This window comes from Streptomyces sp. CA2R106, from assembly GCF_037034245.1.
Classification (GTDB): domain Bacteria; phylum Actinomycetota; class Actinomycetes; order Streptomycetales; family Streptomycetaceae; genus Actinacidiphila.
The window spans coordinates 83,706-109,184 of the sequence record NZ_JBAGKC010000002.1 but is presented as its reverse complement, the minus strand read 5'-3'; the positions used below and the strand labels follow the sequence as shown (position 1 = coordinate 109,184).

Here is a 25,479-nt window from a genome sequence, read left to right as displayed (position 1 = left end):
GGTTGCCGAGGCTCATGGCATGCGAACCAACCTCGGCAATCTGCCCGCCCGTCGGCACCTGCCGGTCACGGCCGCAGTCCATGCCACCGACGCCGCGACCCGCCCGAGCACCGTCGCCCCACCGGGGCCCGGTGCGCCCGTCGCCCCCGTACTCGACGTCGTCGTCCCCGTCTACAACGAGGAGGACGGCCTCGGCCCCGGCGTGCGCCGGCTGCACGCGCACCTCACCGAGACCTTCCCGTACTCCTTCCGGATCACCATCGCCGACAACGCCAGCACCGACCGGACGCCCGCGATCGCGGCGCACCTGGCCGCGGAGCTGCCCGAGGTCGTCTCCTTCCGGCTGGAGCAGAAGGGCCGCGGGCTGGCGCTGCGCACCGTGTGGACCGCATCGGACTCCCCGGTGCTCGCGTACATGGACGTGGACCTGTCCACCGACCTCAACGCCCTGCTGCCGCTGGTCGCCCCGCTGATCTCCGGCCACTCCGACCTGGCGATCGGCTCGCGGCTGGCGCAGTCCTCGCGGGTGGTGCGCGGCGCCAAGCGGGAGTTCATCTCCCGCACGTACAACCTGATACTGCGCGGCTCGCTCGCCGCGCACTTCTCCGACGCGCAGTGCGGCTTCAAGGCGATCCGCGCGGACGTCGCGCAGCGGCTGCTGCCGATGGTCGAGGACGCCGGCTGGTTCTTCGACACGGAGATGCTGGTGCTCGCCGAACGCGCGGGCCTGCGCATCCACGAGGTCCCGGTGGACTGGGTCGACGACCCGAACAGCAGCGTGGACATCGTGCGGACCGCCACCGCCGACCTGCGGGGCGTGTGGCGGGTGGGCAGGGCGCTGGCCACCGGACGGCTCGCGCTGGACCGGCTGCGCCGCCCGTTCGGGGAGGACCCGCGCGACCGCGAACTGCCGGGCGTGCCGCCCGGACTGGCCCGCCAGCTGGTCGGGTTCTGCGCGGTCGGCGTGCTCAGCACGGCGTTCTACCTGGTGCTGTACTTCCTGTTCCGCAACGGGATGAACTCCCAGTTCGCCAACGCGCTGGCGCTGCTGCTGTCCGCGCTCGCCAACACCGCCGCCAACCGGCGGCTCACCTTCGGGGTGCGCGGCTCGGACCGGGCGGTCCGCCACCAGGCGCAGGGGCTGGTGGTGTTCGCCATCGGCCTCGCGCTGACCAGCGGCTCGCTCGCCGCGCTGCACACCGCGGCGCCGCACCCCGCGCACCGCACCGAACTCGCGGTCCTGGTCGCGGCGAACCTCGCCGCGACGGTGCTGCGCTTCCTGCTCTTCCGCGCCTGGCTCTTCCCGGACCGCTCCGACCAGGACGGCCGCGGCACCGGGACCGTCCTCGACGCCGAGGAAGGCGCCGACGGCGGCTACGCCCCCCACCCCGTCCCCGCCGCGGCCGCCGACGGCCCGGACGGCACCGCCCGGGCCGGCCTCGTCGGCTATGACGGCTACGACGACTACGACGACCGCGACGACCACGATCTGAGGAGCGCCCGATGACCACCCCGAGCGACGCACACGCGCTGGACGGTGTGGCCGGCCCGCCCGGCCCCGCACCCGGCCCGGTCGCCGGAACCGCCGCCGAGCCGGCCGCCGACCCGTCGGCAGCCGCCCGGTCGGCCGCCGTCGACGTACCGGCCGGTGACGTACCGGCCGCCGCCGGCGCCCATGCCGCACCCGGGTCGCACGCCGCGCAGTCGGCGGGCGGCGCCCGGGGCCTGCCGCGCCGCGTCTGGCGCGGCCGCCCCGAGGACCCGGCCTGGGTCCGCCCGGCCTTCCTCGGCCTGCTGGTCGCCACGCTCGTGCTCTACCTGTACGACCTGGGCGCCTCCGGCTACGCCAACTCCTTCTACTCCGCCGCCGTCCAGGCCGGCAGCCAGAGCTGGAAGGCCTTCTTCTTCGGCTCCTCCGACGCGGCGAACTCCATCACCGTCGACAAGCCGCCGGCCGCGCTGTGGCCGATGGCCCTGTCGGTACGCCTGTTCGGCCTCGGCTCGTGGCAGATCCTCGTGCCCGAGGCGCTGATGGGCGTCGGCACCGTCGGCGTGCTCTACGCGTCCGTACGGCGGCGGTTCGGCCCCGGCGCGGGCCTGACCGCGGGCGCGGTGCTGGCGATCACCCCGGTCGCGGCGCTGATGTTCCGCTTCAACAACCCCGACGCGCTGCTGGCGCTGCTGATGGTCACCGCCGTCTACTGCGTGCTGCGCGCCATCGAGGACGCCCGCACCAAGTGGCTGGTGATCGCCGGAGTCGTCTTCGGCTTCGCGTTCCTGACCAAGACCCTCCAGGCGTGGCTGATCCTGCCGCCGCTCGCCGTGGTCTACGCGGTCTGCGCGCCGACCCCGCTGCGCCGCCGCCTGCTCCAGATCCTCTACTCCGCCGTCGCGATGGTGGTCGCGGGCGGCTGGTGGGTCACCATCGTGGAACTGTGGCCCAAGTCCTCCCGCCCGTACATCGGCGGCTCCCAGGACAACAGCTTCCTGTCGCTGACCTTCGGCTACAACGGCTTCGGCCGGATCACCGGCAACGAGACCGGCAGCGTCGGCGGTGGCGGCGGCCCGGGCGGCGGCAACGGCGGCGGCATGTGGGGCGCCACCGGCATCGGCCGGCTGTTCAACTCGGAGATGGGCGGCCAGATCGCCTGGCTGCTGCCGGCCGCGTTCGTGGCGCTGCTCGCGGGCGTGTGGATCACCCGCAAGGCCCGCCGCACCTCGGCGACCCGGGCGGCGTTCCTGCTCTGGGGCGGCGCGCTGCTGATGACGTTCGTGACGTTCAGCTACATGTCCGGGATCTTCCACCAGTACTACAACATCGCCCTCGCGCCCTACATCGCGGCGCTGGTCGGCATGGGCGCGTCGGTGCTGTGGCAGCGGCGCACCCACATCGCGGCCGCCTCGGTGATGGCGCTCACCGTCGCCGGCACGGCCGTGTGGTCCTACACGCTGCTGCACCGCAGCCCCGACTGGCACCCGTGGCTGCGGGTCGCGGTTGTCGTCGCCGGCGCGGTGGCCGCGCTGGCGCTGCTGGCCGGCGCGCTGCCGGGCATGGCGTCGGCACGGGTCGGCGCCCGGCTCGCGGTGCTGTCCGCGGTGGTCGGGATCGCGGCGATCCTGGGCGGACCGGCGGCGTACACGCTCGACACGGTGAGCACCGGGCACGAGGGGTCCATCGTGACCGCCGGGCCGTCCGTGCAGGGCGGCATGGGCGGATTCCCCGGCGGCGGCGGTGGCGGCGGCAGGGGCGGCTTCCCGGGCGGCGGTGGCGGTACCCCGCCGACCGGCACCATGCCCGGCAACGGGAACGGCAGCACCAACGGCAACGGCAGCACCAACGGCACCGGCGGGACCGGCAACGGCACCGGCGGCTTCCCGGGCGGCGGCTTCGGCCAGCTGCCCGGCCAGGGCAACGGCAACTCCCAGGGCCAGCTGCCCGGCCAGGGCAACGGCAACAGCCAGTCCCAGGGCCAGGGCACGAACGGCTTCCCCGGCGGCACCTCTGGCGAGGGCGGCATGGGCGGCAACGCCGGCGGCATGGGCGGCCTGCTCGACGGCGCCCAGGTCAGCTCCGCGGTCAAGGCGCTGCTGCTGAAGGACGCGAGCCACTACACGTGGGTCGCCGCGGCCGTCGGCTCGCAGAACCAGGCGAGCTACCAGCTGGCCACCCAGAAGCCGGTGATGTCCGTCGGCGGCTTCAACGGCAGCGACCCGTCGCCGACGCTGGCGCAGTTCGAGAAGTACGTCTCCGAGGGCCGTATCCACTACTTCATCGGTGGCGGCGGCTTCGGCGGGAGTTCGATGGGCGGCAGCAACGCCGCGTCGTCCATCAGCTCCTGGGTCTCCTCGCACTACACCGCCAAGACCGTGGGCGGCACCACCGTCTACGACCTGACGGCGCCGAAGTCGAAGTGACGCCCCGTCCGGGCCGCGTGAGCGCGCGGCCCGGACACACCGCGGCCCGCGGCCGGCTCGTCCGGTCCGCGGGCCGCGGTGCGTGCGGCGGGGGTGCGCTCAGGCGAGGCGGGCGGGGAAGCCGCCGGTCGCGATCGGGCCCCAGCGCTCCGGGGTGATCCGGATGATGGACTTGCCCTGCCGGACCATCGCCTCGCGGTACTCCGCCCAGTCCGGGTGCTCGCCGGAGATGTTCCGGAAGTACTCCACCAGCGGCTCGACGGAGTCCGGTACGTCCAGCACCTCAGCGCGGCCGTCGACCTGCACCCACGCGTCGTTGAAGGAGTCGGAGAGCACGATCACGCTGACCCGCGGGTCGCGCCTGGCGTTGCGGGTCTTGGCCCGCTCGGGGTAGGTCGAGACGACGATCCGGCCGGAGTCGTCCACCCCGCAGGTGAGCGGGGAGCCCTGGGGGCGGCCGTCGGCGCGGGTGGTGAGCAGGATGGCGTGGTGCCGCGGCCGGATGAACTCCAGCAGTTCGTCCAGGCCGACACGGGTGTTGGTGGCGATATTGGGAGCCATGCCCGCACCCTACGCCGCTGTGTAGGTCCCGGCGGGCGGCCTCGGCCGTCCCCTGCTCCGGCCGCCGCCAGGACCCGTGCCCGTGTCGTACGACCCGACCTCTCCGCTGCGGGTGCGTGCCGTGCGACCGGGAGTCGTACGTCGCGCGGGCGGGGTGCCGGCCCGCGCAAGTGATTGCCTGAAGCAACCGTATGGCCGATGGTTGCACTGCGCAAGGGCGTGGGCGCCCCGGCCCGGTGGAGTGCGCGACCTCACAGGGCGGACGGCGGCGCACCGCGGCGCCGCCGGCCCGCCCGCGGCGCGCTACGACGCGGCGGCGGTGAGGGCCGCCACCTCCTGCTCGGTCAGCTCCAGTTCGGCGACGGCGGTCAGCGCGGGCACCTGCTCGACCGTACGGGCGCTGGCGATCGGCGCCACCACCGTCGGCTGCGCGGCCAGCCACGCCAGCGCGACCGTGGTGACCTCGGCGCCGTGGGCGGCGGCCACCTCGTCGAGCGCCGCGAGCACCTTCGGGCCGGTGGGCGTGGACAGATACTGGCCGGCCTTGCCCGCGCGGGCGCTGTCGACCTCGGTGCCCGGGCGGTACTTGCCGGTCAGGAAGCCGGAGGCGAGCGCGTAGTAGGGCGCGGTGGACAGGCCGCGGGCCGCCACGAGGTCGGCGAGCGGGCCCTCGAACGTGTCGCGCTCGACCAGGCTGTACAGGGGCTGCACGATCTCGTACCGCGCCAGGCCCTCGCGCTCGGAGAAGTCCAGGGAGGCGGCAAGCCGCTCGGCGGAGATGTTGGAGGCGCCGATCGCACGGACCTTGCCCTCCTTCACCAGGGCGTCCAGCGCGGTGATGATCTCCTCGACCGGCACCTCGGGGTCGTCGCGGTGCGTGTAGTAAAGGTCGATGTGGTCCACGCCGAGCCGGCGCAGCGACGCCTCGGCGCCCTTCTTGATCGTGTCGGCCCGCAGTCCCTTGAAGTCGGGGTGGCTGCCGACCTTCGTGGCGATCACCACGTCGTCCCGGCGGCCGCGGCGGGCCAGCCAGGCGCCGATGATCTTCTCGGACACCCCGCCGCCGTTGCCCGGCACCCAGGCCGAGTACACGTCGGCGGTGTCGACGAAGTCGCCGCCGCGGCCGGTGAAGGCGTCGAGGACGGCGAACGACTGGGCCTCGTCAGCCGTCCAGCCGAAGACATTGCCGCCGAGGGAGAGGGGGAAGACGTCGAGTGCGGAGTTGCCGATGCGAGCCATGACAGGTGCAACAACCGGGGGTGCGGGTTATTCCGCCGACACGCTAGGGTCAGGCGGCATGTCGAACTCCTCGCCGAACCCTGAGAACAACTACGACCCGGCCGGCAGCACGCAGATGTTCCGCGCCTTCGTCGACGAGCAGCCGCCGCCCGTGCAGGTGCAGCGTGCGCAGAGCCGCAGCCGCGCGGGCCTGATCATCGGTGTGGTCGTGGTCCTGGTGGTGATCGTGGGAGTGGTCGCGCTCGCGATGAAGTAGCGGCGACCACTCCCCCTTCCTGCGCCTCCGGCGCTGGTCACGCCTCGGACGTCAGTCCGATCCGGAGCTGCGCCAGCGTACGGGTCAGCAGGCGGGAGACGTGCATCTGGGAGATGCCGACCTCCTCGCCGATCTGCGACTGCGTCATGTTCGCGAAGAACCGCAGCATGATGATCTGGCGCTCGCGCGGCGGCAGTTGGGCCAGCAGCGGCTTCAGCGACTCGCGGTACTCGACACCTTCGAGGGCGCTGTCCTCGTAGCCCAGCCGGTCGGCCAGGGTGCCCTCGCCGCCGTCGTCCTCCGGCGGCGGGGAGTCCAGCGAGCTGGCCGTGTACGCGTTGCCGACGGCCAGCCCGTCGACCACGTCCTCCTCGGAGACGCCGAGGCAGGAGGCCAGTTCGGCGACGGTCGGGGAGCGGTCCAGCTTCTGCGACAGCTCGTCGCTCGCCTTGGTCAGCGCCAGCCGCAGCTCCTGGAGTCGGCGCGGCACCCGCACCGACCACGAGGTGTCGCGGAAGAAGCGCTTCACCTCGCCGACGATGGTCGGCATCGCGAACGTCGGGAACTCGACGCCGCGTTCGCAGTCGAACCGGTCGATCGCCTTGATCAGGCCGATCGTGCCGACCTGGACGATGTCCTCCATCGGTTCGTTGCGGCTGCGGAAGCGGGCCGCGGCGTACCGCACGAGCGGCAGGTTCAGCTCGATGAGCGTGTCGCGGACGTAGGCGCGGTCCGGGCTGTCGACCGGGAGCGCCGCCAGCCGCAGGAACAGCGAACGGGACAGCGTACGGGTGTCGATGGCATCGCTGTGCACAGCGCCATGCGCTACGTCAGCGTCGGTTGCGTCGGTACGAAGCACCTTGGGACTGCCCAACTGTACGGACATGCCACCCCCTTGAGGTCGCGGACGGGCGTCGCGAGCGACGGTTGTTCCTCCACTGGAATACCGGAGGACCGGCCGTCACAAACGCGCTATCCGCAGAATGTCACATGTCGGCAACACGCTGTAGCGTCATGTCGACTTATCTGTGCAGGTGGCTTGCTCCCGTTGGGTTACGCTTCGATCTGATTTGCGGATCTGAGGCGGGCGAAGCTCCGCGACAGCAGCCGGGACACGTGCATCTGGGAAACTCCCAGCTCAGCACTGATCTGGGACTGTGTCAGGTTGCCGAAGTAGCGCAGCAGCAGGATGCGCCGCTCACGCTCCGGCAGTTGCACCAGAAGATGCCGGACCAGGTCGCGGTGCTCGACGCCGTTGAGCGCGGGGTCCTCGTAGCCGAGCCGGTCCAGCAGCCCGGGGGCGCCGTCGCCCTCCTGGGCGGCCTCCAGCGAGGTCGCGTGGTAGGCGCGGCCGGCCTCCAGGCAGGCGAGCACCTCGTCCTCCGACAGCCGCAGCCGCTCGGCGATCTCCGCGGTGGTCGGCGAGCGGCCGTGCAGCACCGTGAGGTCCTCGATGGCGCCGCTGACCTGGACCCACAACTCGTGCAGCCGGCGCGGCACGTGCACGGTGCGCACGTTGTCCCGGAAGTAACGTTTGATCTCCCCGACCACGGTGGGCATCGCGAAGGTCGGGAACTGCACCCCGCGCTCCGGGTCGAACCGGTCGATCGCGTTGATCAGGCCGATCGTGCCGACCTGGACCACGTCCTCCATCGGCTCGTTGCGGCTGCGGAAGCGCGCCGCGGCGTACCGCACCAGCGGCAGGTTCACCTCGATCAGCGCGGCGCGCACCCGGCTGTGCTCGGGCGTGCCCGGCTCCAGCCGGGCGATCTGCTCGAAGAGCACCTGGGTCAGCGCGCGTGCGTCGGCCGCGTTGCTGTTCGGCGTCCGCGTCCTGCCGCGCGGATACGTCGTCGCTGGCGTTGACGCCGTACGGGCCGGCACCGGCACACCACACCCCTTATCGGTCCACTCCAGCCTGCTGCGACTGCAACATCCGGCGAACATCCGTCAAAGCGTCGGTCAAGAAAACGTCGGGCAAAGCGGTCATAGCATCACAATTCATGTGTGCTTTGTGCAAGCACCGCATATTGCCGTGTTGTACGAACGGTTGTACGTCGAGCGCGCGCCACCCGGCGCGGCAGGGCATGGCGAAGCCCCCCGCCGCGGACGGCGAGGGGCCGGCAGTGAACAGGCGTGCGGTCAGATCTCGTAGTCGGCGATGACCCAGGTGGCGAAGGCGGACCACTGCGCGACCGCGGCCTGGTGCGCGGGGTGTTCGAGGTAGCGCGCCAGCGCGTCGGCGTCCGCGACCGTGGAGTTGATGGCGAAGTCGTAGGCGATCGGCCGGTCCGTGACGTTCCAGCCGCACTCCCAGGAGGCCACCTCCGGGATCTGCGGGCCGAGCTCGGCGAACGCCCGGCCGCCGGCGGTCACCCGCTCCTCGGCCCGGTCGACGCCCTCGTTCAGCTTGAACAGCACCAGATGACGGATCATCACCACTCCTCGCCTTGCCCGTGGCCGTCAGTTGGCCAGGTCGTGCATGAACTTCCCCAAGCTCTTGGCGGCGTTCGATATGCCGACGAACCCCACCTGGACGAGATCGGCCGCCCGAGCCGGCTGGTCGATGATCGTGTAGAGCACGAAGATCACCAGCACGATGACGGCGATCTTCCTCGCCTGCGCCATGCTCCTTGGCCTCCCCAGCAGCGACTCGGCCCAGCGGTCACACATGTGCAACTGCCGGATTCTATCCGCCGCATGGAGCAACCAGACGACCGGACTGCCTCATCATCCGAAAAAATGATGATGATTGCGAGGCATTCCCGCCGAGGGCCGAACGCGAACTGACCACCTGCCGGGGTCGGCAGGTGGTCAGTTCGTCCAGCTGTGGCGGTAGCGGTGGGATTTGAACCCACGGAGGAGTTGCCCCCTCACACGCTTTCGAGGCGTGCTCCTTAGGCCGCTCGGACACGCTACCGAGACTGATCCTAGCCCACCGAGGGCCGTGGTCAGAAATCGTTCGGCCGGAAGAAGCGGGTGAGGAGGGTCGCACTCGGCGCGGGCAGCACCTCGGCGACCACCTCGGGTCGGTGGTTGAGGCGGCGGTCGCGGACCAGGTCCCACAGCGAACCGGTCGCGCCCGCCTTCGGGTCGGGGGCGCCGTAGACCACCCGCGCCAGCCGGGACAGCACGATGGCGCCCGCGCACATGGTGCACGGCTCCAGGGTCACCGCCAGGGTGCAGCCGGTCAGCCGCCAGCCGCCCAGCGCGGCCGCGGCGCGGCGGATGGCGAGCACCTCGGCGTGCGCGGTCGGATCACCGGTCGCCTCGCGCTCGTTGCGGGCGCGCGAGAGCACCGACCCGTCGGGGGCCAGCACGACCGCGCCCACCGGTACGTCACCGGTGAGCGGGGCGTGCTCGGCCTCCGCCAGGGCGATCCGCATCGCGGGCACCCACGGGTCGCGTAGGACGTCGGGTGGTCCGGTGCCGGGGCCGGCACCGGCGGTCGGGTCGGTCAGCGGACGGCCTCCAGCACGTCGGCCGCGCCCAGGGCGTCGGCGATCTCGCCCAGGGCCTCCCCGGTCAGGGCGCCGTCCCCGCTCAGCGCGAGCAGGTCCGCGGCGCTCATCCCCAGGTCGGCCAGCAGGCCGGTCTCGCCCAGCGGGCCGACCGGCACATGGTCCTCCGAGAGGCCGGCCACGGCGTCCTCGTCGGTGTCGTCGGTGTCGCCGTCCTCGGTGCCGTCGAGGTCGACAAGGTCGTCGAGGTCGTCCGCGTTCCCCGGGTCGCGGCCCAGCACCTCGTCGGTGAGCAGGATCTCCCCGTACGAGCTGCGGGCGGCGGCGGCCGCGTCCGACACATAGATCCTGGGGTCTTCCTCACCGTCGACGCGGATGACGCCGAACCAGGCGTCCTCCTGCTCGATGAAGACCAGGACCGTCTCCTCCTCGTCGCCGACCGTACGAGCCAGTTCGCTCAGGTCGGCGAGGGTTTCCACATCGTCGAGATCGGGTTCGCTCGCTTGCCAACCGTCCTCGGTGCGCGCGAGCAGTGCGGCGAAGTACACCGTGACTCTCCCACAGGTCTCAGGCCGTCCGGACCGGGTGGGCCCACCTTGCGGTTCATGAGGGTTCATGACGGTCCCACCCACTCGGCATCGTGGCAGAAACACCGGCGCTGCGAGAGGTCTTCGACACTGCGACGTGCCAGGACTTGGTCACTTCTGCGGAAAACCGCGATCTTGGCGGACCGCCGACCGGCCGCACGGTCACCCGGGAGCGTGCCGTGGTGACGTTGCGCACACCGCGGTCGCCGCGGGGCGGCGGGGCCGTCGGGCCGCCGGTTACAGTCCTCCCATGCGTCTCCACGTTGTCGACCACCCGCTGGTCGCGCACAAGCTGACCGCGCTGCGCGACCAGCGCACCGACTCGCCCACCTTCCGCCGGCTCGCCGACGAACTCGTCACGCTGCTCGCCTACGAGGCGACCCGTGACGTGCGCACCGAACAGGTCGACATCGTCACCCCCGTCGCCCAGACCACCGGGGTGCGGCTATCCCACCCGCGGCCCCTGGTGGTGCCGATCCTGCGGGCCGGGCTGGGCATGCTCGACGGCATGGTCCGGCTGCTGCCCACTGCCGAGGTCGGCTTCCTCGGCATGGTCCGCGACGAGGACACCCTCCAGGCCACCACGTACGCCACCCGCATGCCCGAGGACCTCTCCGGCCGCCAGGTGTACGTGGTCGACCCGATGCTGGCCACCGGCGGCACCCTGGTCGCCGCGATACGGCTGCTGATCGAGCGCGGCGCCGACGACGTCACCGCCCTGTGCCTGCTGGCCGCCCCCGAGGGCGTCGAGGTGATGGAGCGCGAACTCGCCGGGCAGCCCGTGACAGTGGTGACCGCCGCGGTCGACGACCACCTCAACGGCCAGGGGTTCATCGTCCCCGGCCTCGGCGACGCGGGCGACCGCCTCTACGGCACGGTCGGCTAGCCGCCGCAGCGGCGGGGGCGGTTCGGCTCTCGGGGTGCAGGTCTTGGTGGTTCAGCTCTTGGTGGTGCAGGTCGGCTTGGGGGCCGGGGGGTTCGCCGCGGTGATCCGGGCCTCGGCCGCCTGCGCGGGCGTCGCCAGCTTCGCGAAGGCGTCGCCGATCAGCAGGTCGACGGTGGTGCCCTTGCGGGTGGGGTCGATCTTCACGGTGGAGCCGACGACCTGGGTGCCGGCCTCGCGGGCGGCGGCCTCGCCGCCGGGCCCGGAGACGATGAGCGCGGAGCCGGTGACCTTCGCGTCATAGGGGTCGGGCGCGTTCCCGAACTTCGCCACCTTGAAGCCGCGTGCGGCGAGCGCGTCCGCGGTGCTCTTCGCCAGCCCGCCGCGCGTGGTGGCGTTGAGGACGTTCATCGTGACGTGCGCGGGCTGCGGCAGCGCCAGCGGCTTGGCGGGCGTCGGGCTGGCGGTGGGAGTGCAGGTCGGACGGCTCGACGCGGCGTGCGCGGTGGTGCTCTTGCCCTTGCCGCCGAAGACGTCGAAGAGCTGCACAGCCCCCCAGCCGAAGAGGCCGAGGACGACGACCGCGGCGATCAGGACGGCCACGAAACGGCCGCGCCGCTTGGGCGGGCGCATCCGCGGATACGAGTTTCCCGTGACCCGGTACTTCCCGCCCATCCCGGAGGGGGTCAGCATGCTCATGAGCGCAGCGTAAGCGGATTGTCAGTCCATCTCCAGGACCCGGGCGTGCAGCACTTGGCGCTGTTGCAGCGCCGCGCGCACCGCCCGGTGCAGGCCGTCCTCCAGGTAGAGGTCGCCCTGCCACTTCACGACGTGCGCGAAGAGGTCGCCGTAGAAGGTGGAGTCCTCCGCCAGCAGGGTCTCCAGGTCGAGCTCCCCCTTGGTGGTCACCAACTGGTCCAGCCGCACGGGACGCGGGGCGACGTCCGCCCACTCGCGCGTGCTGACCCGGCCGTGGTCCGGGTACGGCCGCCCGTTTCCGATGCGCTTGAAGATCACACGGAAAGCCTACCGGCCCCGCTCGGCCGGGCGCAGCCTCGACGCAGGGATGAGCGCCTCCGGGGGCCTCGGATTTTGTTTTCCAGGTAAAACACTTGGTAAGTTTGTCCTATGAGCAAGGCCGCCCCCACCTCCCCCGGGCCGCGCAGACTCCCCACCGCAGGAGTGCTGCGGCTGGGCCGGACCTCCGACATCTGGTTCAAGCCCGCCGTCAGCGCCGTCGTCGCGTCGGCGATCCCCAACCTGATCCTGCTCTGCCTGGACCGGCTGGACCTGGCCATCTACACGATGGCCGGGTCGCTGTGCGCCACCTACGCGCACAACCGGCCGTACGCCAACCGCGCCAGGACCATGGTCGGCGTCATCCTCGGCATGGTCGCGGGCCTGGCCGCAGCCCTCGTCACGTCCTCGCTCGTCGACAGCACCATGGCGCTGATCACCGTCGGCGCGCTGCTGGCCGCCTTGCAGAAACTGCTCTGCGACGCCACGAGGATCGGCCCGCCCGCGCACGTGATCTTCACGTTCATCAGCTCGGCGGCGCTCTTCGTGCCGCAGACCATCGGCCAGGTGCCGGGCCACCTCGCCCTCACCGCGGGCGCGGCGGCCCTGGCCTACGCGGTGACGATGGCGCCCGGGCTGCTGCGCCCCCAGGGCCCCGAGCGGCGCGCGGTCCGCGGCGCCCTGCGGGCCACCGCCCGCTACGCCGGGCTCCCGGCCGCCGCCCCGGAGGCCGGGCCGGCCCGGGACGCCGCGGCCGCCGCCATCCAGATCGGCTGGCAGAACCTGCTGCTCAGCGGCGACCGCCGCACCGAGGACCGGCGGGCCCTGGAGCGGCTGCTGATCCGCGCCGAGATCGCGCTGGCCAGCCCCACCGCGGCCGACCCCGCGCTGCTCGCCGGGTGGGCCGACCGGCTGCGCGGCACCGGCGCCGTGCCGCGCCCGGCCGACCCCGGCCACGCCACCGACCTGCTCGGCGTCGAGGTCGAGCACGCCTTCCCCGGGCCGTCGCTGCTGCGCCGGATGCGGCCGGGCGGCCTGCTCCTCCCGGTCGCCGCCCGCACCTTCGCCGGGTGCGCGCTGGCCGGCTACGTCTCCTTCGGCCTGGGCGTCGGGCGGCCGTACTGGGCGATCGTCACCGCCGCCGCGGTCTCCCAGGCCAACGTCAGCCAGTCCTGGCGCCGCAGCATCCAGCGGGTGGTGGGCAACCTGGTCGGCGTCCTGGTCTTCGTCGCGGTCACCCCGCTCACCGACACCGGTCCGACCGCCCTGGTGCTGGTCGCGCTGGCCTTCAACTTCGCCGCCGAGGCGTTCATGCCCCGCAACTACTGGCTGGGCAGCATCTGCGTGACGCCGATGGCCCTGCTGATCGTGCAGTTCTCCCGGCACCAGGCGGCCGGCGGGCTGCTCACCGACCGCGTCGTCGACACCCTGGTCGGCGCCGTCGTCGGGATGCTGGCCGCGATGGCGGTCGTCACCCGCCGCCCCAGCCGGATTCTCGCGGTGGCGCTGACCGGTGCCCGCACCGCCCAGCAGAACGCGCGGGACGTGCTGGCCGCACCGCACCCGGACCCCGCCGCCCTGGAGGCGGCCCGGCGGCGGCTGACCTTCGCGCTGGTCGAGCTGCGCGAGCTGCGGGACATCGCGGCCGGCGAGTGGTGGCAGGCCCCGCTGCCCGAGCAGGACGTGCTGGCCCTCCAGCGCAGCGGACACCGTACGCTCGCCGAGACGGTGCGCGCCCAGGGGCTCGGGAACGGCGGCGCCGCGGCGGCGGACGGCGGAGGGGGCGGCAGGGCATGACAGCGGCGGCGAACGGCGGGCCGGCGGGCGACACGGTGGCCGCGGTGGTCCGGCAGTGGCAGACCGTGCGGCCCGACCTGGACACCGCCCCGATGGAGGTCATCGGCCGGATCAACCGCTGCGCGGCGCTGCTCCAGCACGCGGAGGACGCCCCGATGCGCCGGGCCGGCCTGACCCGCCCTGAGTTCGACCTGCTCAGCGCCCTGCGGCGGACCGGCCGCGAGCTGACCCCCAGCGAACTGGCCCGGGAGACCTTCGCCTCCGGCGCCGCCGTGACCAAGCGGCTGAAGGTCCTCGGCGAGCGCGGCTGGGTGGACCGCCGCAGCGACACCAGGGACCGCCGGGTCGCCCGGGTCCGGCTCACCCGCAGCGGCCGGGAGCTGATCGACTCGGTCATGCCCGACCAGCTGCGGTACGAGACCGCCGCGCTGTCCGGCCTGGCCGACGGCGACCAGCGGCAGGTCGCGGCGCTGCTGGGCGAGCTGCTGGTCCAGCTCGAAGGGCGGCTCGGGCTGCCCCGCGCCTGACCCGCGCCCGCCCCCGTACGGACCCCGCGGCCCCGTCCCGCGTCGAATCGCCGATCGGGCGACCTGCGGGCAGGGTTGGACGTACGACCCGGAGGAGGGACCGCCGATGCAGCCCGAGGTTCCGGCGCCCGGCAGCGCGGTGTGGCAGGTGCTGCTGGAAGGCACACAGGCAGGGGTGGCGCTGCTCGGCCCCGACCTGCGGTACCTGTACGTGAACCCGGCGCTGGCGCGGATGAACGGCGTCGACGCCGAGGCGCACTACGGGCGGCGGATCGTGGACATCGTGCCCGGCGTCGACATCGACGAGTCCCTGTTCCGCGCGCTGCTGGCCGACGGCCGCCCGCGGGAGCTGACCTTCAGCGGGCAGACCCGGGCCGGCTCCACCCACGCCCGGCGGCACTGGCGGGGCTGCTGCCACCGCGTCACCGCCGCCGACGGCCGGGTGCTGGGCGTGGGCGTGGTGCTGCTGGAGGTGAGCGACGACCTGGAGGTGCGGCGGGAGCTGGAGCGCACCAGCAAGCGGCTGCTCGTCCTGGACGCGGCGGCGATGCGGATCGGCTCCACGCTGGAGATGGAGCAGACCTGCCAGGAGCTGGCGGACCTGCTGGTCGAGGTGCTGGCGGACGCCTCGATGGTGGAGGTGCTCTCCAGCGGCGAGCAGGACGGCCACCGCCCGCCGCCCGGCGGCACGGTCCGGCTGCGCCGGTCCGCGCTGAGCACCGGCCCGGCGCTGCGCGCGGTCGCGGCGGGTCTGGGCGAGGCCGGCGAGTACATCGACTGCCAGCCCGGCTCGGCGATCCCGCGCTGCCTGGAGACGGGCCGGCCGATCGTGCTGAACCTGCTCTCCGACGACGAGATGATCCGGCACGCGCCCACCACCGAGCACGTGACCTTCTACCGCGATACCGGCATCCACTCCGGCCTGATCGTGCCGCTGGCCGCGCGCGGGCAGCAGCTCGGCACCGTGTCGATGGTCCGGGCCGGGTCGTCGCCCGTTTTCGACGACGAGGACGTGGCCGTCGCCGGCGCGCTGGCCGAGCGGGCCGCGATCAGCCTGGACAACGCCCGCCGCTACACCCGCGAGCACGGCATCGCGGTGGAGTTGCAGCGCGCGCTGCTGGCCGCGCCCGGCACCCCGAACCCGCGGGTCGACACCGCCACCCGCTACCTGCCGGCGGGCGCCGACGACCTGGTGGGCGGCGACTGGTTCGACACGCTGGCGCTGCCCGGCGGGCTGACGCTGCTGGCGATCGGGGACGTGATGGGCCACGGTGTCGGCGCCGCGGTCGAGATGAGCCACTACCGCTCCATGCTCCGGGTCGGCGCCGGGGAGGGCGACGCGCCGGACCGGGTGCTGCGCCGGATCGACCGGCTGCTGACGGCCGGCGGCGTGGAGCGGCCCGCCACCTGCCTGCTCGGCATCGCCGACCCGCTGCGCGGCGCCGCGTGGTTCTCCAGCGCCGGGCACCTGCCGCCCGCGCTGGTCGCGCCCGACGGGCGGGTGCGGCTGCTGGACGTGCCGCCCGGCCCGCCGCTGGGCGCGGAGCTCGGCGGCGGCTACGAGACGGTGCACGCGCCCTGGCCGCCCGGGCACACCCTGCTGCTGTACACCGACGGGCTGGTGGAGCGGCGCGGCGAGGACATCGACGCGTCGCTGGAGCGGCTGGCCGGGCTGCGGCTGCCGCCCGCCGAGGTCCCGGCGCGCGCGGGGCTCGGTTCGCTGGACGCGCTGCTGGCGCGGGTCGTGCACCGGCTCGCGCCCGCCGAGGCCGAGGACGACGTGGCACTGCTGGCGGCGCGGGCGGTGCCGGGCCGCGGGCCGCGCTGAGGGCGCCGGGCGGGGCGCCGCGGGTGGAGCGCGTGGGGGAAGTATTGGGGCGGTGTAAGGACCGAACTCCTGGCGGGTCGACCCTTACCGCGAGGCGGGGCGGTGTTGTTAGCCTCGAAGGTGCGAGCCGCTGGTGACCGGCGACCCCCGGGTCGGGGCGTACCGAGGAGTGACCGCATGACCGAACGCAAGCCGCCGGGTGTGTCCTTCGAGACGTGGGCGGACCGGCAGATCCGCGAGGCGGAGGCGCAGGGCGCCTTCGCCGACCTGCCCGGCCGCGGCAAGCCGCTGCCGAACCTGAACGCGCCCTACGACGAGATGTGGTGGGTCAAGGGCAAGATGCGGCGCGAGGGGCTGTCCTTCCTGCCCCCCTCGCTGGCGCTGCGCAAGGAGGCGGAGGACGCCGCCGCCGCGGTGGCGCGGGCCCGCTCCGAGCGGCAGGTCCGGCAGATCCTCACCGCGGTGAACGAGAAGATCGAGGCCGCGATCCGCCGCCCGCCGCCGGGCCCGCCGCTGAACCTGCGCCCCTTCGACGTCGAACAGGCCGTCGCGCGCTGGCACGAGGACCGCGGCGGCGAGGCGGCCGAGGCGGCGGACGGTGGAATCACAGGCAGCGGCACCGCCGCGCCGCGCCGGCCCTGGTGGCGGCGGCTTCGCCCGACGTGACGTCAGGACGCGGCCCGGCCGGGCGGATCGGGGCGCGGATCAGGGCGCCCGCGGTGTTCCGGGCGCCGGGCCGCCCCTGATAGGCATGGCCCGTGCGCTTCGACTCCGTCCCCAAACCGCCGCCCGTCGAGGCCCGGCCCCGCGACGAGCGCGGCTACCCGGTGCCCGCGATCACCCCGTGGCAGGACGAGCGGCCGCAGTTCGCGCTGACCGACCACGGGCGCAGCGCGGACTGCGCCCGGCAGCGGCTGTGCTCGGTGTGCGGCACCCGCATGCCGCGCGGCACCGTGTGGCGGGTGGTGGGCGCGGCGGAGGCCGAGGCGATCGCGGACGCGCGGGCGGCCGGCCGCCCGTACCGCAACCTCGCCCCCACCACCGAGGGCCCGGGGCACCGGGCGTGCATGCTGTACGCCTCGATGGTCTGCCCCTACCTGGCCCGCCCGGGCGGGCGCCGCGGCACCGACGCCGAGCACCCCGACGCCATGACGGCCCACGTCGTACGGGGCGCGGCGCGCGGGGTGCTGGGCGCGGTGGTCGGCTTCGCGGAGTACGAGTTCGCCGTCACCGATCAGCGGACCCTCTTCCGCTTCCTCGACGTGGTGGAGTTCCTGCCGCACCAGAACGCCGACACGCACCTGGCCGCGCTGCGGGCCGAACTCGGCGCCCGCAGCTAGCCGTTTCGCGGGCTCACGACGCCCGGAAGGCGGGCAGGCCCTGGTAGTCGGAGACCTTCGCCGGGCTGCCGGAGCCGTCGGCGGGCAGTTCCACGATGCCGTCCGGGGTGCGGGCGGCGATCGTCCGGTTGTCGGGGGAGAACGCCGGCTCGGTGTAGTCGGTGGCGGCGTCCGGGGTGAGGTCCTTGAAGGACGGGCCGCTGTTCGTGGACTCCTCCAGGAACAGGTGGTCGTGGCCGTCCACGGAACGGACGAAGACCACGTCCTCGTTGCCGTCCGTGGTCATCGCCGGCTCCGAGCCCGAGGCGAGGACCGAGCCCTGCTGCCGCAGGTTGTCGTCGCGGATGTAGACCTTGCCGCTGTCCGGGTTGGCGTAGACCGCGGCGCCCTCGCTGCCGGCGTTCGGCCAGGTGTTGCCGGTGGTCGGCAGCGGGTCGGGGTTCTCGCTCGCCATCTCGTTGAGGCTGATCGGCTTCGGGGTGCCGCCGGAGGAGGGGACGGCCTCCAGTCTGGTGGTGCCGCCGGACCGCACGGCGAAGATCAGGTTGTCCAGCCCGGGCATGCCGGAGGACGCGTCCGCCTTGCGGGTCTGCCAGGTCGGGTGCGACCAGGTCTGCCCGCCGGGGTTCTTGGCCACCACCTGCCGGCCGGAGCCGTCGGGGTTGCTGACCGCGAGGTCGCCGTCGCCGTCGACGAACGCGGCCCGGCTGCCGTCGGGGGACCAGGTGAGGTCGCGCACCAGGGTGCCGAAGTCGACGCGGGTGCCGTTCATGACGACGTAGCGGCTGCCGTCGCTGATGGTCAGGCCGCCCTGGGCGGTGCCGTTGAGCCGCGAGCCGGAGCCGGCCGGGGCGGCGCTGACGGTCGGGCCGCCGGAGCCGGCCGGCGTGGTGGTGGTGCCGTCGGCGGCCGGGTCGTCGGGCCCGCAGGCCGACAGCAGCAGGGCGGCGCCCGCGGTGAGGCCCGCGGTCAGTGCGACGGCTGCGGAGGTGCTGCGTCTGCGGCCGCGGCCGCGGCGGGTGGGCACGGACATCTCGGTTCCCCCATGAACGTGTGAGACGGCTGCTGCGGCCGACGGCGCCGGCCGCTGTGAGGGAAGCGTGGCAAGCCGACTTCGCCGCACCGTGCGGTAGTTGTCACAGACCGGCAACACCTTGGCACGTCCGGTCACGGCGGCCGGGAGCGCTCGGCCGGACGGGTGCGGCGCGCCACCTGCGCGGGTGAACGCCGCGGACCCGGGCTGACGCTCGGCGTCGTGGGCGTGCCCTGGGGGCGGGCTGCGGCGTTGTACGGCTCATGAACGTATTCCGCATCCTCACCACCGCCGCGGCCGGCTCCTTCGTGCTCGCGGCTGCCGCGCCCGCCGTGCAGGCCGCCGACCTCAGCTCCACCCTGGCGAGCACCGCGGTGACCGCCTCCGACACCGGCGCCCAGGCCGGCAGCGTCGCCTCCGGCGTGATCCAGCAGTCCGGGGTCGGCTCGAAGGTCGACGCCGTCCAGAAGGCCGTCAAGGCCGGCTCCGACGCGGTGACGGCGGGCAACGAACTGGTCAACGGCTGACCGCCGCCCGCACGGAAAAAAGGGGTGCCCCTTCGGCAAGGGGCGCCCCTTTCGCGCGCCCCGGCCGGGGCGGCGGTTCGGCTCAGCCGCGGAGGGTGCTCACCGGGACCGTGAAGTGGGCCGCGGTGCCGAGGACTTCCTCGTCGGCGGCGAAGGCGCGCAGCGACTCCTCGGTGATCGTCGCGCCCGGGACCGCCGCGGGCCACGGGCGGCTGGCCAGGATCACGTAGACCGACCCGCGGGCGCGGGCCGCGGCCGTCCACTGGTCCGGCACCGGGCAGGTCACCTTCAGGTAGGGCATGGTCAGCACCGCCTTGCCGCCCTCCACCAGCACCCGCACGTCCACCTTCGGGGCCTGCGCGACGTCCAGGACGGTGCCGCCGACCGGCAGCCCGATCTGCCGCGCGGCCTCCAGGACCGCCTCCTGACCGGCCGCCGGGCCGTCCGCCCCGTCGCCGAGGGAGTAGGCGAGCAGGAACGGGGTGTCCTCGCCGTCCTCGTGGCTGCCGGCCCACGGGATCACCACGAGGGTGCCCAGCCGGCTCTGGAGGGGCGACGCGGGGGCGGTGTTGGTCTGGCTCATGCGCCGGACCCTAACGGGCGACAGACCCGTTCCGGCGCCGATATCACCTCAGCGGGCGACCTCGGGGCACGGGATTCGCCCGTTCGTGGAAAGGGGGGCACCCCGGTTCGTATCCGGTGGCGGACGGGTGCGGGATACGGGTGCGGAAGCAGGCGCGGGAAGCCGTCACCGATTCGGTCCAACCTGCGTGACCATTCCTGGTCCCGGCCGTTGCCCAATGCGTCGAAAGCCGCAGCGTTGCGGTGATTCTCATCTCGTAAGACGTCTCAGGGAGATCTTGATGTCGCGTATCGCGAAGGCCGCGGCTCTCACCGCCGCCGCAGGTGCCGCGCTGGCCGCTGGTGCGGGTGTGGCTTCGGCCGACGCCGGTGCCGGGGGCGCCGCGGTGGGCTCGCCGGGTGTCGTGTCCGGCAACCTCGTCCAGGTGCCGGTGCACATTCCGGTCAACGTGTGTGGCAACACCATCGACGTCGTCGGCGTGCTCAACCCGGTGTTCGGCAACCAGTGCGAGAACAGCTCCTCGCACGACGACGGCAACTGGGACAGCAGCGGCGCCCAGTACTGAGCCCCCGCCCCACCCGCACGGCCCCCGCCCGGAGTACGCGCCGGTCGGGGGCCGTTCGCATGTCGTGCCGGCCGCGCATGTCGTGCCGGCCCTCCGCGAAGGGGCCCTGCGGCCGCCCCTTACGCGAACTCGTGCGTCAGCTCGCCCCTTTTTCGGTCGATCTTCCTGCTCGTTCGCTCCGGAGGCGGCCGCACATGTCGTGCCGGCCGTCCGCGAAGGGGCCCTGCGGCCGCCCCTTACGCGAACTCGTGCGTCAGCTCTCCTCGTACGTGTAGTACTTGCGGTAGTCCAGCACCCTTGAGGGCGGGACGTTGAACGGGGGCATCGGCTCGGTGAGGCTGATGACGCGGCCGTGCTCGGGGTCCTTCGTACCCAGGGGCTTCGCCGGCAGGTAGCCGGACTTGGGGTGCAGGCGCTGCCAGCGGGCCCAGATCAGGTCGATGAAGGCGTGGTGCAGCCAGAACACCGGGTCGTTCGGCGAGGACCCGCCGATCATGTGGCCGCCGACCCACTGGTGCACCCGGTTGTGCAGGTAGCCGCCCTTGGTGTCGCTGACGACCCACCCCTCCATCTTGTTGCGCAGCCCCTGGGTGCCGGGCGCGGAGTTCCACGGCGCGGTGTCGTAGGTCGCGATCTTCAGCGCGTCGTTCAGCTCGGCGGCGGTCGGCAGCACGATCGGCCGGTCCGGGCGGCCCATGTTGCGGGTCAGGTACCGCTCCCGCGTGACGCCGTAGGTGATCGGCCAGTTGCCGGTCCCGTACGCGAACGGGCCGGTCATCACCTGGCCGTCGCTGGAGCGGCCGTTGCCGCCCATGAAGTCGTCGTCCCACAGCGCGGACGTCTTCGACCGGTCGGCGGTCCAGTCCCAGTACGGGATGGTCACGTCGGGGTCGATCATCCGCAGCTCGTGCTCGAAGACCAGCAGGAACTGCCGGTGCCAGGGGAAGAACGTGGGGGCCATGTGCGCCACCCGCAACCCGGTCTCGCCGTCGGCGCTGAAGTACTGGGTGTGCAGCTTGACGTACTTGTCGTACCCGCCGCTGCGCTTGAGCTGGAGCACGGCGCGGACGAAGCGCGCGCGCTGGTCGCTGGTCAGATTCCGCTGGTTGATCCGGGTGTACACAGGTGCGGGCCCCTCGACGCTCGTCGGTCAGTGATGGTGCGCGGCGGCGGCGTCGGCCAGTTCGGCGCTCCCGATGACGTCGACCGCGCCCCGTGCGGTGGCCAGCGGCGTCGGGTACGGCTGGAAGTGGTTGGCCATGCTCACGTAGCTGCCGTCGAACCGGCGCATGGCGCCCAGGGGCAGCCCGTCGACCAGGAGCAGCAGCCCGCTGGGGTCGTCGGAGGTGAAGCCCTGGATGCGGCGGCCGCGGTAGACCTCGTCGAAGAGCGGCACGCTCACGTCCTGCGGCGCGGAGCCCGGCCCGCCGTCCGCCGCCGGCTTCCCGTCGGTGCCGCCGTCCGCCGCGGTGGCCGCGGCCGGCTGCCCTGCGGCGAGCATGGGGCGCAGCCCCGCCGCGGTGCCCGAGACGGCCGCCGCGGTGATCAGTCCGGTGCGGAGCACTCTTCTGCGTGATGCCATGCCCGGCTCCTTTCTCGGCTCTCGGCCGCGGTTCATCTTGCCCGGCGCGGCCCCGAATCCCGGGACCACCGCCGACGACCGGCAACGTTGATCCGGAAATTCACCTGACCGGGTGATGTCGTCGGTGGACGGCGACGGGTCTGATAGGGGAAGGGGATTCCTTGTGGGCGCGGGCAGTTCGCCTTGAAAAGCCCGATCGTATGTCCATCTGAAGGTATGCGGCACGGTCGTCTCCGGAGTACCGAATCCACGAGTGCCATTTATTCGTACGTTATGACTGACGGTCAGGCGGCGCTTCCCGCACGCCTTTTCCGTCGAACGAGGAGTGGCCATGGCCGAGCGGCACCACTGGTGGGCACGGGGGAGCGTCGCACTGGCCACGGCCGCGGTGCTGCTGTCCGGGGCGACCGCGACCGGGCTCGGCGACGACTCCGCCGGGCGGCTGCTCGGGCGGCCCGCGTACGGCACCCCGGTCGCCGGCCCGCTGCCGTCGCAGACCGCCCCGCGCTCCGGGCCGTCCGCCGGCACACCGACCACCGCCCCCTCGGCCGCGCCGAGCCCCGCGGCACCGGCGAACGGCGGGCTGCCGGCGATGGGCGCGTTCACCGACTCCGGCGCCAAGGGTGTCCAGAGCCTGGCCGGGCTCCAGACCTGGCTCGGCGGCACCCAGGTGAACGTCGGCCACACCTACCTGCCGGGCGACGACTGGGACAGCATCGAGGGTGGCGGCGACCTGCTCCAGCCGTGGGCCGACTGGACCCGCGCCCAGCCCGGCCGGCTCTTCGTGCTCAATGTGCCGATGCAGGCCGACAACGAGGGCCATGTCCCGGACGCCCAGGTGCGCGACCTCATCGAGCAGGGCGCGAGCGGCGCCTTCGACGCGCACTTCACCACGCTCGCCCGGCGGCTGGTGCAACTCGGCGTCCCCGACACGGTGCTGGTGCTCGGCTGGGAGATGAACGGCACCACCTACACCCACCGCTGCGGCCCCGACCCCGAGGGCTGGAAGGCGTACTGGAACCACGTGGTCACCGCCATGCGCGCCGTCCCCGGCCAGCACTTCCGCTTCGACTTCGCACCCAACCGCGGCCAGGACGCGATCGGCTGGACCACGTGCTACCCCGGGGACTCCACCGTCGACATCATCGGCATGGACTCCTACGACCAGCCGTCCGGCGAGACCTTCCAGCAGCAGGTCACCGAGCCGTACGGGCTCCAGGCCCAGGTGGACTTCGCCGCCGCGCACAAGAAGGCGATCTCCTACCCGGAGTGGGGCCTGTTCCGCAACGGCGACGACCCCGACTACATGAGCCTGATGCTCACCTGGATCATCACCCACCACCCGCTCTACCAGACCATCACCGACTACTGCCCGCACGGCGTGTGGCAGTGCGCGCAGAACCCCGCCTCCTCGAAGGTGTACCGGGCGCTGCTGTACGACCGGAAGACCGTCAGCGCGGCGCCCGCCTCACCCGCGCCCACACCGTCCCCCGGCACCTCGCCGACGTCCGCGCCCGCCGAGAGCTGCGTGCCGATGCCGCTGAGCGAGGTGCTCAAGCAGTCCTACGCGAGCGGGCAGGTGTGCGTACGGCTCGAGCAGCGCCCGAAGCCGTCCGCCACCGCCGCCACGCCCTCCCCCGGGCCCACCAGCGCCCTGTGACCGTCCGGCCGGCGGACGCGGCCTAATTCCGGCGGCGCCTGCGCAGTTCGCGCAGCCGGGTGCGGGCGGCGGTCGCCAGCCGGCGGGCCAGCAGCGACGGCAGGGCGCGGCGGGTGCCCAGCAGGAGGCGGGAGTTGGGGGCCGGGGTCGGGCGCCAGTGGGACTTGTGCGGCTCGGCCCCCCGCAGCATGCTCAGCACCGGCCGCCCGGCGGCGGCGGTGAGGCGGGCGCCGTGCCGCATCAGGAGGGTGTTGAGGTCCACCCGCGCGGCCCGCAGGGCGGCGAAGTCGGCGCCGTAGAGGTAGCCGCCGGCCAGGGTCGGGGACAGCACGGTGAAGTTCGCGGCGACCACCTCGCCGCCGATCCTGAACTCGGTGAGCAGCGCCTCGCCGGACCGGGTCATCGCCGCGCCGGCCCGGCCGAGGTGTTCGGCGAACCGGGGCCGGACGTGTTCGGGGGTGACGCCCCGGCCTTCCCACTGGGCGGTGTGCAGTCGCAGCAGCGTACGGATCGCGGCGGGCACCTCGGCGGCCGGCACGTCGTGCTCCTCGACGCCCGAGGCGTCGATCTTGCGCAGGTGGCCGCGGATGCGCTGGCCGCGCGAGCTGCCGACCCGGGCGATCAGCCCGGCCATCGGGCCGCCGGGCAGCTCCAGGCAGTCGGAGTCGGCGAGCCGCCGCTTGGGGCCGCTCCACCGCGCGTACACCCGTTCGGCGGCGGCGCCCGCGGGCACCTCGCGCAGGTCCACGACCGAGCCGGCCGCCGCCTGCCGCAGGCCGCGGACGAGGGCGGCCGTGACCGGCCCGCCGTCGCCTTCGCCGTCGCGTTCGTCGCCTTCGTCGCTGCCGCTGTCGTCGCCGTCGGCCGCCGGGTCGAGGAGCACGTCGGAGAAGTCCGTGATGGCCCCGCCGAGCGGCACCAGCGCGGGCAGCGGGCGGTACACCCGCATCAGGGCGGCCGCGCCGACCAGTTCACCGCCGCCGGTGCCGGTGCTGCCGTCGCCGTCGGTCCCGCCGTCGCCGCGCAGGACCAGCACGACCCGCAGCCGGCCCGCCCGCCCGTACGACAGCCACCACGAGTGCAGCCACGCGTGGCTCTGGAACGGGCTGGCCCGCGGGCAGTTGCGGTGCAGCCGGCCCCACGCGGGGGCGAGGGCGGCGAACTCGGCCGGGTCGCGGCAGATCCGCACCGTCAGCGCACCGCCGGGCGGTCCGGGCGGCGCGGGTCTGGGGCGCGGCGGCCGGGGGGCGGCCGGTGCCGCGGTGTCGGGGCCCTCCACCGTCACACCGCCGTCCGCTCGGGCCGCGGCTCGGCGGGCGACGGGGACGGCGCGGGCGCGGCCGGCGCCGGGAGCTGCGCCGTGCCCTCCTCGCGCCGGGGCCGGACCAGCAGGGCGAGCGCGCCGAGCAGCCCGCCCGCGCTGGCGCCCACCGCGCCGGACAGCGCCGCCGACGGGGAGGACGGCGCGGCGGGCGCGGCCGCGGGGGAGAACAGCAGCAGCCGGACACCGGTGCTGCCGCTGTCGCGGTTGCCGACGGCGGCCAGCGAGCGGGCCACGCCGTTGGCGATGGCCGCGGCCGTGCCCGCCTTGGCGGAGCTGCCGGTGACGGAGATCATCGGGGCGTCGGGCGACGTCGCCGCCTGGACCCGGCTTTTCAGGTCGGCGGCCGCGGTGTGGGTGGCCGCCTGCGCCCCGGCCAGCACCGCGGAGCCGGTGACGATCCGGCCGTACGCCTGGGCGAAGCCGAGCGCGGTCGGCGCGTCGGTGCCCTGCTGCGGTACGACCATCACGTAACTGGTCGCGGTGTACTGCGGGGTGGCCGCGAGGCCGTACCCGACGCCGCCGAGCAGGCCGACGCCGATGCCGAGCGGCAGCGGCAGCCAGCGCGGCAGCGCCCGGCGCCGGAGCGGGGTGCGGCGGCCGCGGTCCTGCGGGGCGCCGATGTCGTCCGTGTGGTTCACGGTGTGTCTCACTTCTGGGCGGGTGTCGGGGTGGAGGTGGCTTCGGCGGCGCCGGGCGCGGTGGCCGGCTCCTGACGGGACGGCGGCGGCGCGCCCTGCGCCGCGGCGGGCGGCGCGGGCGGTACGGGCGGCAGGGGCGGTGCGGCCGGGCGCGGG

Annotated in this window: 28 protein-coding genes and 1 tRNA gene; 12 read left to right on the top strand and 17 right to left on the bottom strand. The window is 73.7% G+C overall.

The annotated features are described in order from the left end of the window. The first annotated feature begins 19 nt into the window (after positions 1-19). Positions 20-1,507: a glycosyltransferase gene (locus tag WA788_RS03605; protein WP_335971505.1), complete on the top strand. Its 1,488-nt coding sequence runs from the start codon at positions 20-22 to the stop codon at positions 1,505-1,507. Next, entirely contained in the window at positions 1,504-3,915 is a 2,412-nt protein-coding gene (locus WA788_RS03600) for an ArnT family glycosyltransferase (RefSeq protein ID WP_335971503.1), read from the top strand. The genes WA788_RS03605 and WA788_RS03600 overlap by 4 nt, the downstream gene beginning before the upstream one ends. Before the next feature lie 99 nt (positions 3,916-4,014). Here WA788_RS03600 and WA788_RS03595 read toward each other — a convergent pair whose 3' ends face one another. Continuing rightward, positions 4,015-4,476, bottom strand: a complete 462-nt coding sequence (locus WA788_RS03595) for a PPOX class F420-dependent oxidoreductase (protein ID WP_335971501.1) — start codon at positions 4,474-4,476, stop codon at positions 4,015-4,017. Positions 4,477-4,779: 303 nt separating this feature from the next. Beyond that, positions 4,780-5,715 carry an aldo/keto reductase gene (locus WA788_RS03590; RefSeq protein ID WP_335971499.1) on the bottom strand — a complete coding sequence of 312 codons (936 nt, stop codon included), beginning with the start codon at positions 5,713-5,715 and terminating at the stop codon, positions 4,780-4,782. Between the two features lie 58 nt (positions 5,716-5,773). Between WA788_RS03590 and WA788_RS03585 the strand changes: the two genes are divergently transcribed. Continuing rightward, the gene (locus WA788_RS03585; protein ID WP_335971497.1) at positions 5,774-5,971 is read left to right on the top strand and encodes a hypothetical protein; all 198 of its coding nucleotides are present in this window, start codon (positions 5,774-5,776) and stop codon (positions 5,969-5,971) included. Positions 5,972-6,008: 37 nt separating this feature from the next. On the opposite strand, the gene WA788_RS03580 is transcribed toward WA788_RS03585, so the two are convergent. From WA788_RS03580 to WA788_RS03550, 7 genes are all read right to left on the bottom strand, one after another. After that, entirely contained in the window at positions 6,009-6,857 is an 849-nt protein-coding gene (locus WA788_RS03580) for an RNA polymerase sigma factor SigF (RefSeq protein ID WP_335971495.1), read from the bottom strand. Positions 6,858-7,024: 167 nt separating this feature from the next. Further along, complete coding sequence (locus tag WA788_RS03575) at positions 7,025-7,855, bottom strand: RNA polymerase sigma factor SigF (RefSeq protein WP_435127840.1); 831 nt, start codon at positions 7,853-7,855, stop codon at positions 7,025-7,027. Positions 7,856-8,113: 258 nt separating this feature from the next. Then, entirely contained in the window at positions 8,114-8,407 is a 294-nt protein-coding gene (locus tag WA788_RS03570) for a Dabb family protein (RefSeq protein ID WP_335971490.1), read from the bottom strand. Positions 8,408-8,434: 27 nt separating this feature from the next. Continuing rightward, positions 8,435-8,650: a hypothetical protein gene (locus WA788_RS03565; RefSeq protein ID WP_335972238.1), complete on the bottom strand. Its 216-nt coding sequence runs from the start codon at positions 8,648-8,650 to the stop codon at positions 8,435-8,437. A gap of 151 nt (positions 8,651-8,801) precedes the next feature. Next, positions 8,802-8,891 (bottom strand) — tRNA-Ser (locus WA788_RS03560). Positions 8,892-8,922: 31 nt separating this feature from the next. Then, positions 8,923-9,357, bottom strand: a complete 435-nt coding sequence (locus WA788_RS03555; RefSeq protein WP_335971487.1) for a nucleoside deaminase — start codon at positions 9,355-9,357, stop codon at positions 8,923-8,925. Positions 9,358-9,428: 71 nt separating this feature from the next. Continuing rightward, a complete protein-coding gene (locus WA788_RS03550) occupies positions 9,429-9,980 on the bottom strand; it encodes a tRNA adenosine deaminase-associated protein (protein WP_335971486.1) in 552 nt (183 codons plus the stop codon). 289 nt (positions 9,981-10,269) lie between these two features. Between WA788_RS03550 and upp the strand changes: the two genes are divergently transcribed. Continuing rightward, complete coding sequence (gene upp / locus WA788_RS03545) at positions 10,270-10,905, top strand: uracil phosphoribosyltransferase (protein ID WP_335971484.1); 636 nt, start codon at positions 10,270-10,272, stop codon at positions 10,903-10,905. A 51-nt stretch (positions 10,906-10,956) separates the two neighbouring features. Here the strand turns inward: upp and WA788_RS03540 are convergent, their stop codons facing one another. Beyond that, on the bottom strand, positions 10,957-11,601 hold the full coding sequence (locus WA788_RS03540) for a LytR C-terminal domain-containing protein (RefSeq protein WP_335971481.1): 645 nt from the start codon (positions 11,599-11,601) through the stop codon (positions 10,957-10,959). Between the two features lie 21 nt (positions 11,602-11,622). Then, positions 11,623-11,919 carry a type II toxin-antitoxin system VapB family antitoxin gene (locus WA788_RS03535; RefSeq protein ID WP_222961733.1) on the bottom strand — a complete coding sequence of 99 codons (297 nt, stop codon included), beginning with the start codon at positions 11,917-11,919 and terminating at the stop codon, positions 11,623-11,625. A gap of 111 nt (positions 11,920-12,030) precedes the next feature. Here WA788_RS03535 and WA788_RS03530 point away from each other — a divergent pair, with 111 nt between their 5' ends. The 5 genes from WA788_RS03530 (at position 12,031) to WA788_RS03510 (ending at position 17,411) form a co-directional block, all read left to right on the top strand. After that, a complete protein-coding gene (locus WA788_RS03530) occupies positions 12,031-13,716 on the top strand; it encodes an FUSC family protein (protein ID WP_335971479.1) in 1,686 nt (561 codons plus the stop codon). After that, positions 13,713-14,243 (top strand): MarR family winged helix-turn-helix transcriptional regulator, encoded by a 531-nt coding sequence (locus tag WA788_RS03525; RefSeq protein ID WP_335971476.1) that lies wholly within the window; start codon positions 13,713-13,715, stop codon positions 14,241-14,243. Before WA788_RS03530 ends, WA788_RS03525 begins: the two co-directional genes overlap by 4 nt. A gap of 106 nt (positions 14,244-14,349) precedes the next feature. Next, complete coding sequence (locus WA788_RS03520; RefSeq protein WP_335971474.1) at positions 14,350-16,071, top strand: SpoIIE family protein phosphatase; 1,722 nt, start codon at positions 14,350-14,352, stop codon at positions 16,069-16,071. Positions 16,072-16,248: 177 nt separating this feature from the next. Beyond that, positions 16,249-16,737: a J-domain-containing protein gene (locus WA788_RS03515; RefSeq protein WP_335971472.1), complete on the top strand. Its 489-nt coding sequence runs from the start codon at positions 16,249-16,251 to the stop codon at positions 16,735-16,737. 92 nt (positions 16,738-16,829) lie between these two features. Further along, a complete protein-coding gene (locus WA788_RS03510; protein ID WP_335971470.1) occupies positions 16,830-17,411 on the top strand; it encodes a hypothetical protein in 582 nt (193 codons plus the stop codon). Between the two features lie 13 nt (positions 17,412-17,424). Here WA788_RS03510 and WA788_RS03505 read toward each other — a convergent pair whose 3' ends face one another. Continuing rightward, on the bottom strand, positions 17,425-18,444 hold the full coding sequence (locus WA788_RS03505; RefSeq protein WP_335971468.1) for a hypothetical protein: 1,020 nt from the start codon (positions 18,442-18,444) through the stop codon (positions 17,425-17,427). Positions 18,445-18,707: 263 nt separating this feature from the next. Here WA788_RS03505 and WA788_RS03500 point away from each other — a divergent pair, with 263 nt between their 5' ends. After that, positions 18,708-18,971: a hypothetical protein gene (locus WA788_RS03500; RefSeq protein ID WP_335971466.1), complete on the top strand. Its 264-nt coding sequence runs from the start codon at positions 18,708-18,710 to the stop codon at positions 18,969-18,971. Positions 18,972-19,053: 82 nt separating this feature from the next. Here WA788_RS03500 and WA788_RS03495 read toward each other — a convergent pair whose 3' ends face one another. Further along, positions 19,054-19,554: a DUF5949 family protein gene (locus WA788_RS03495; RefSeq protein WP_335971464.1), complete on the bottom strand. Its 501-nt coding sequence runs from the start codon at positions 19,552-19,554 to the stop codon at positions 19,054-19,056. A gap of 280 nt (positions 19,555-19,834) precedes the next feature. On the opposite strand from WA788_RS03495, the gene WA788_RS03490 reads away from it, so the two are divergent. Continuing rightward, entirely contained in the window at positions 19,835-20,119 is a 285-nt protein-coding gene (locus WA788_RS03490) for a chaplin (protein ID WP_335971462.1), read from the top strand. 253 nt (positions 20,120-20,372) lie between these two features. On the opposite strand, the gene WA788_RS03485 is transcribed toward WA788_RS03490, so the two are convergent. Both WA788_RS03485 and WA788_RS03480 read right to left on the bottom strand, forming a co-directional pair. Continuing rightward, positions 20,373-21,242 (bottom strand): tyrosinase family protein, encoded by an 870-nt coding sequence (locus WA788_RS03485; protein ID WP_335971460.1) that lies wholly within the window; start codon positions 21,240-21,242, stop codon positions 20,373-20,375. 27 nt (positions 21,243-21,269) lie between these two features. Further along, positions 21,270-21,701 (bottom strand): tyrosinase family oxidase copper chaperone, encoded by a 432-nt coding sequence (locus WA788_RS03480; RefSeq protein ID WP_335971458.1) that lies wholly within the window; start codon positions 21,699-21,701, stop codon positions 21,270-21,272. A gap of 331 nt (positions 21,702-22,032) precedes the next feature. Between WA788_RS03480 and WA788_RS03475 the strand changes: the two genes are divergently transcribed. Beyond that, positions 22,033-23,361, top strand: coding sequence for a glycoside hydrolase family 26 protein (locus WA788_RS03475; protein ID WP_335971456.1), 1,329 nt, complete (start codon positions 22,033-22,035; stop codon positions 23,359-23,361). 22 nt (positions 23,362-23,383) lie between these two features. Here WA788_RS03475 and WA788_RS03470 read toward each other — a convergent pair whose 3' ends face one another. Next, entirely contained in the window at positions 23,384-24,646 is a 1,263-nt protein-coding gene (locus tag WA788_RS03470; RefSeq protein WP_335971455.1) for a GNAT family N-acetyltransferase, read from the bottom strand. Continuing rightward, positions 24,643-25,323 carry a lipopolysaccharide biosynthesis protein gene (locus WA788_RS03465; protein ID WP_335971452.1) on the bottom strand — a complete coding sequence of 227 codons (681 nt, stop codon included), beginning with the start codon at positions 25,321-25,323 and terminating at the stop codon, positions 24,643-24,645. The genes WA788_RS03470 and WA788_RS03465 overlap by 4 nt, the downstream gene beginning before the upstream one ends. Positions 25,324-25,479: the final 156 nt, after the last annotated feature.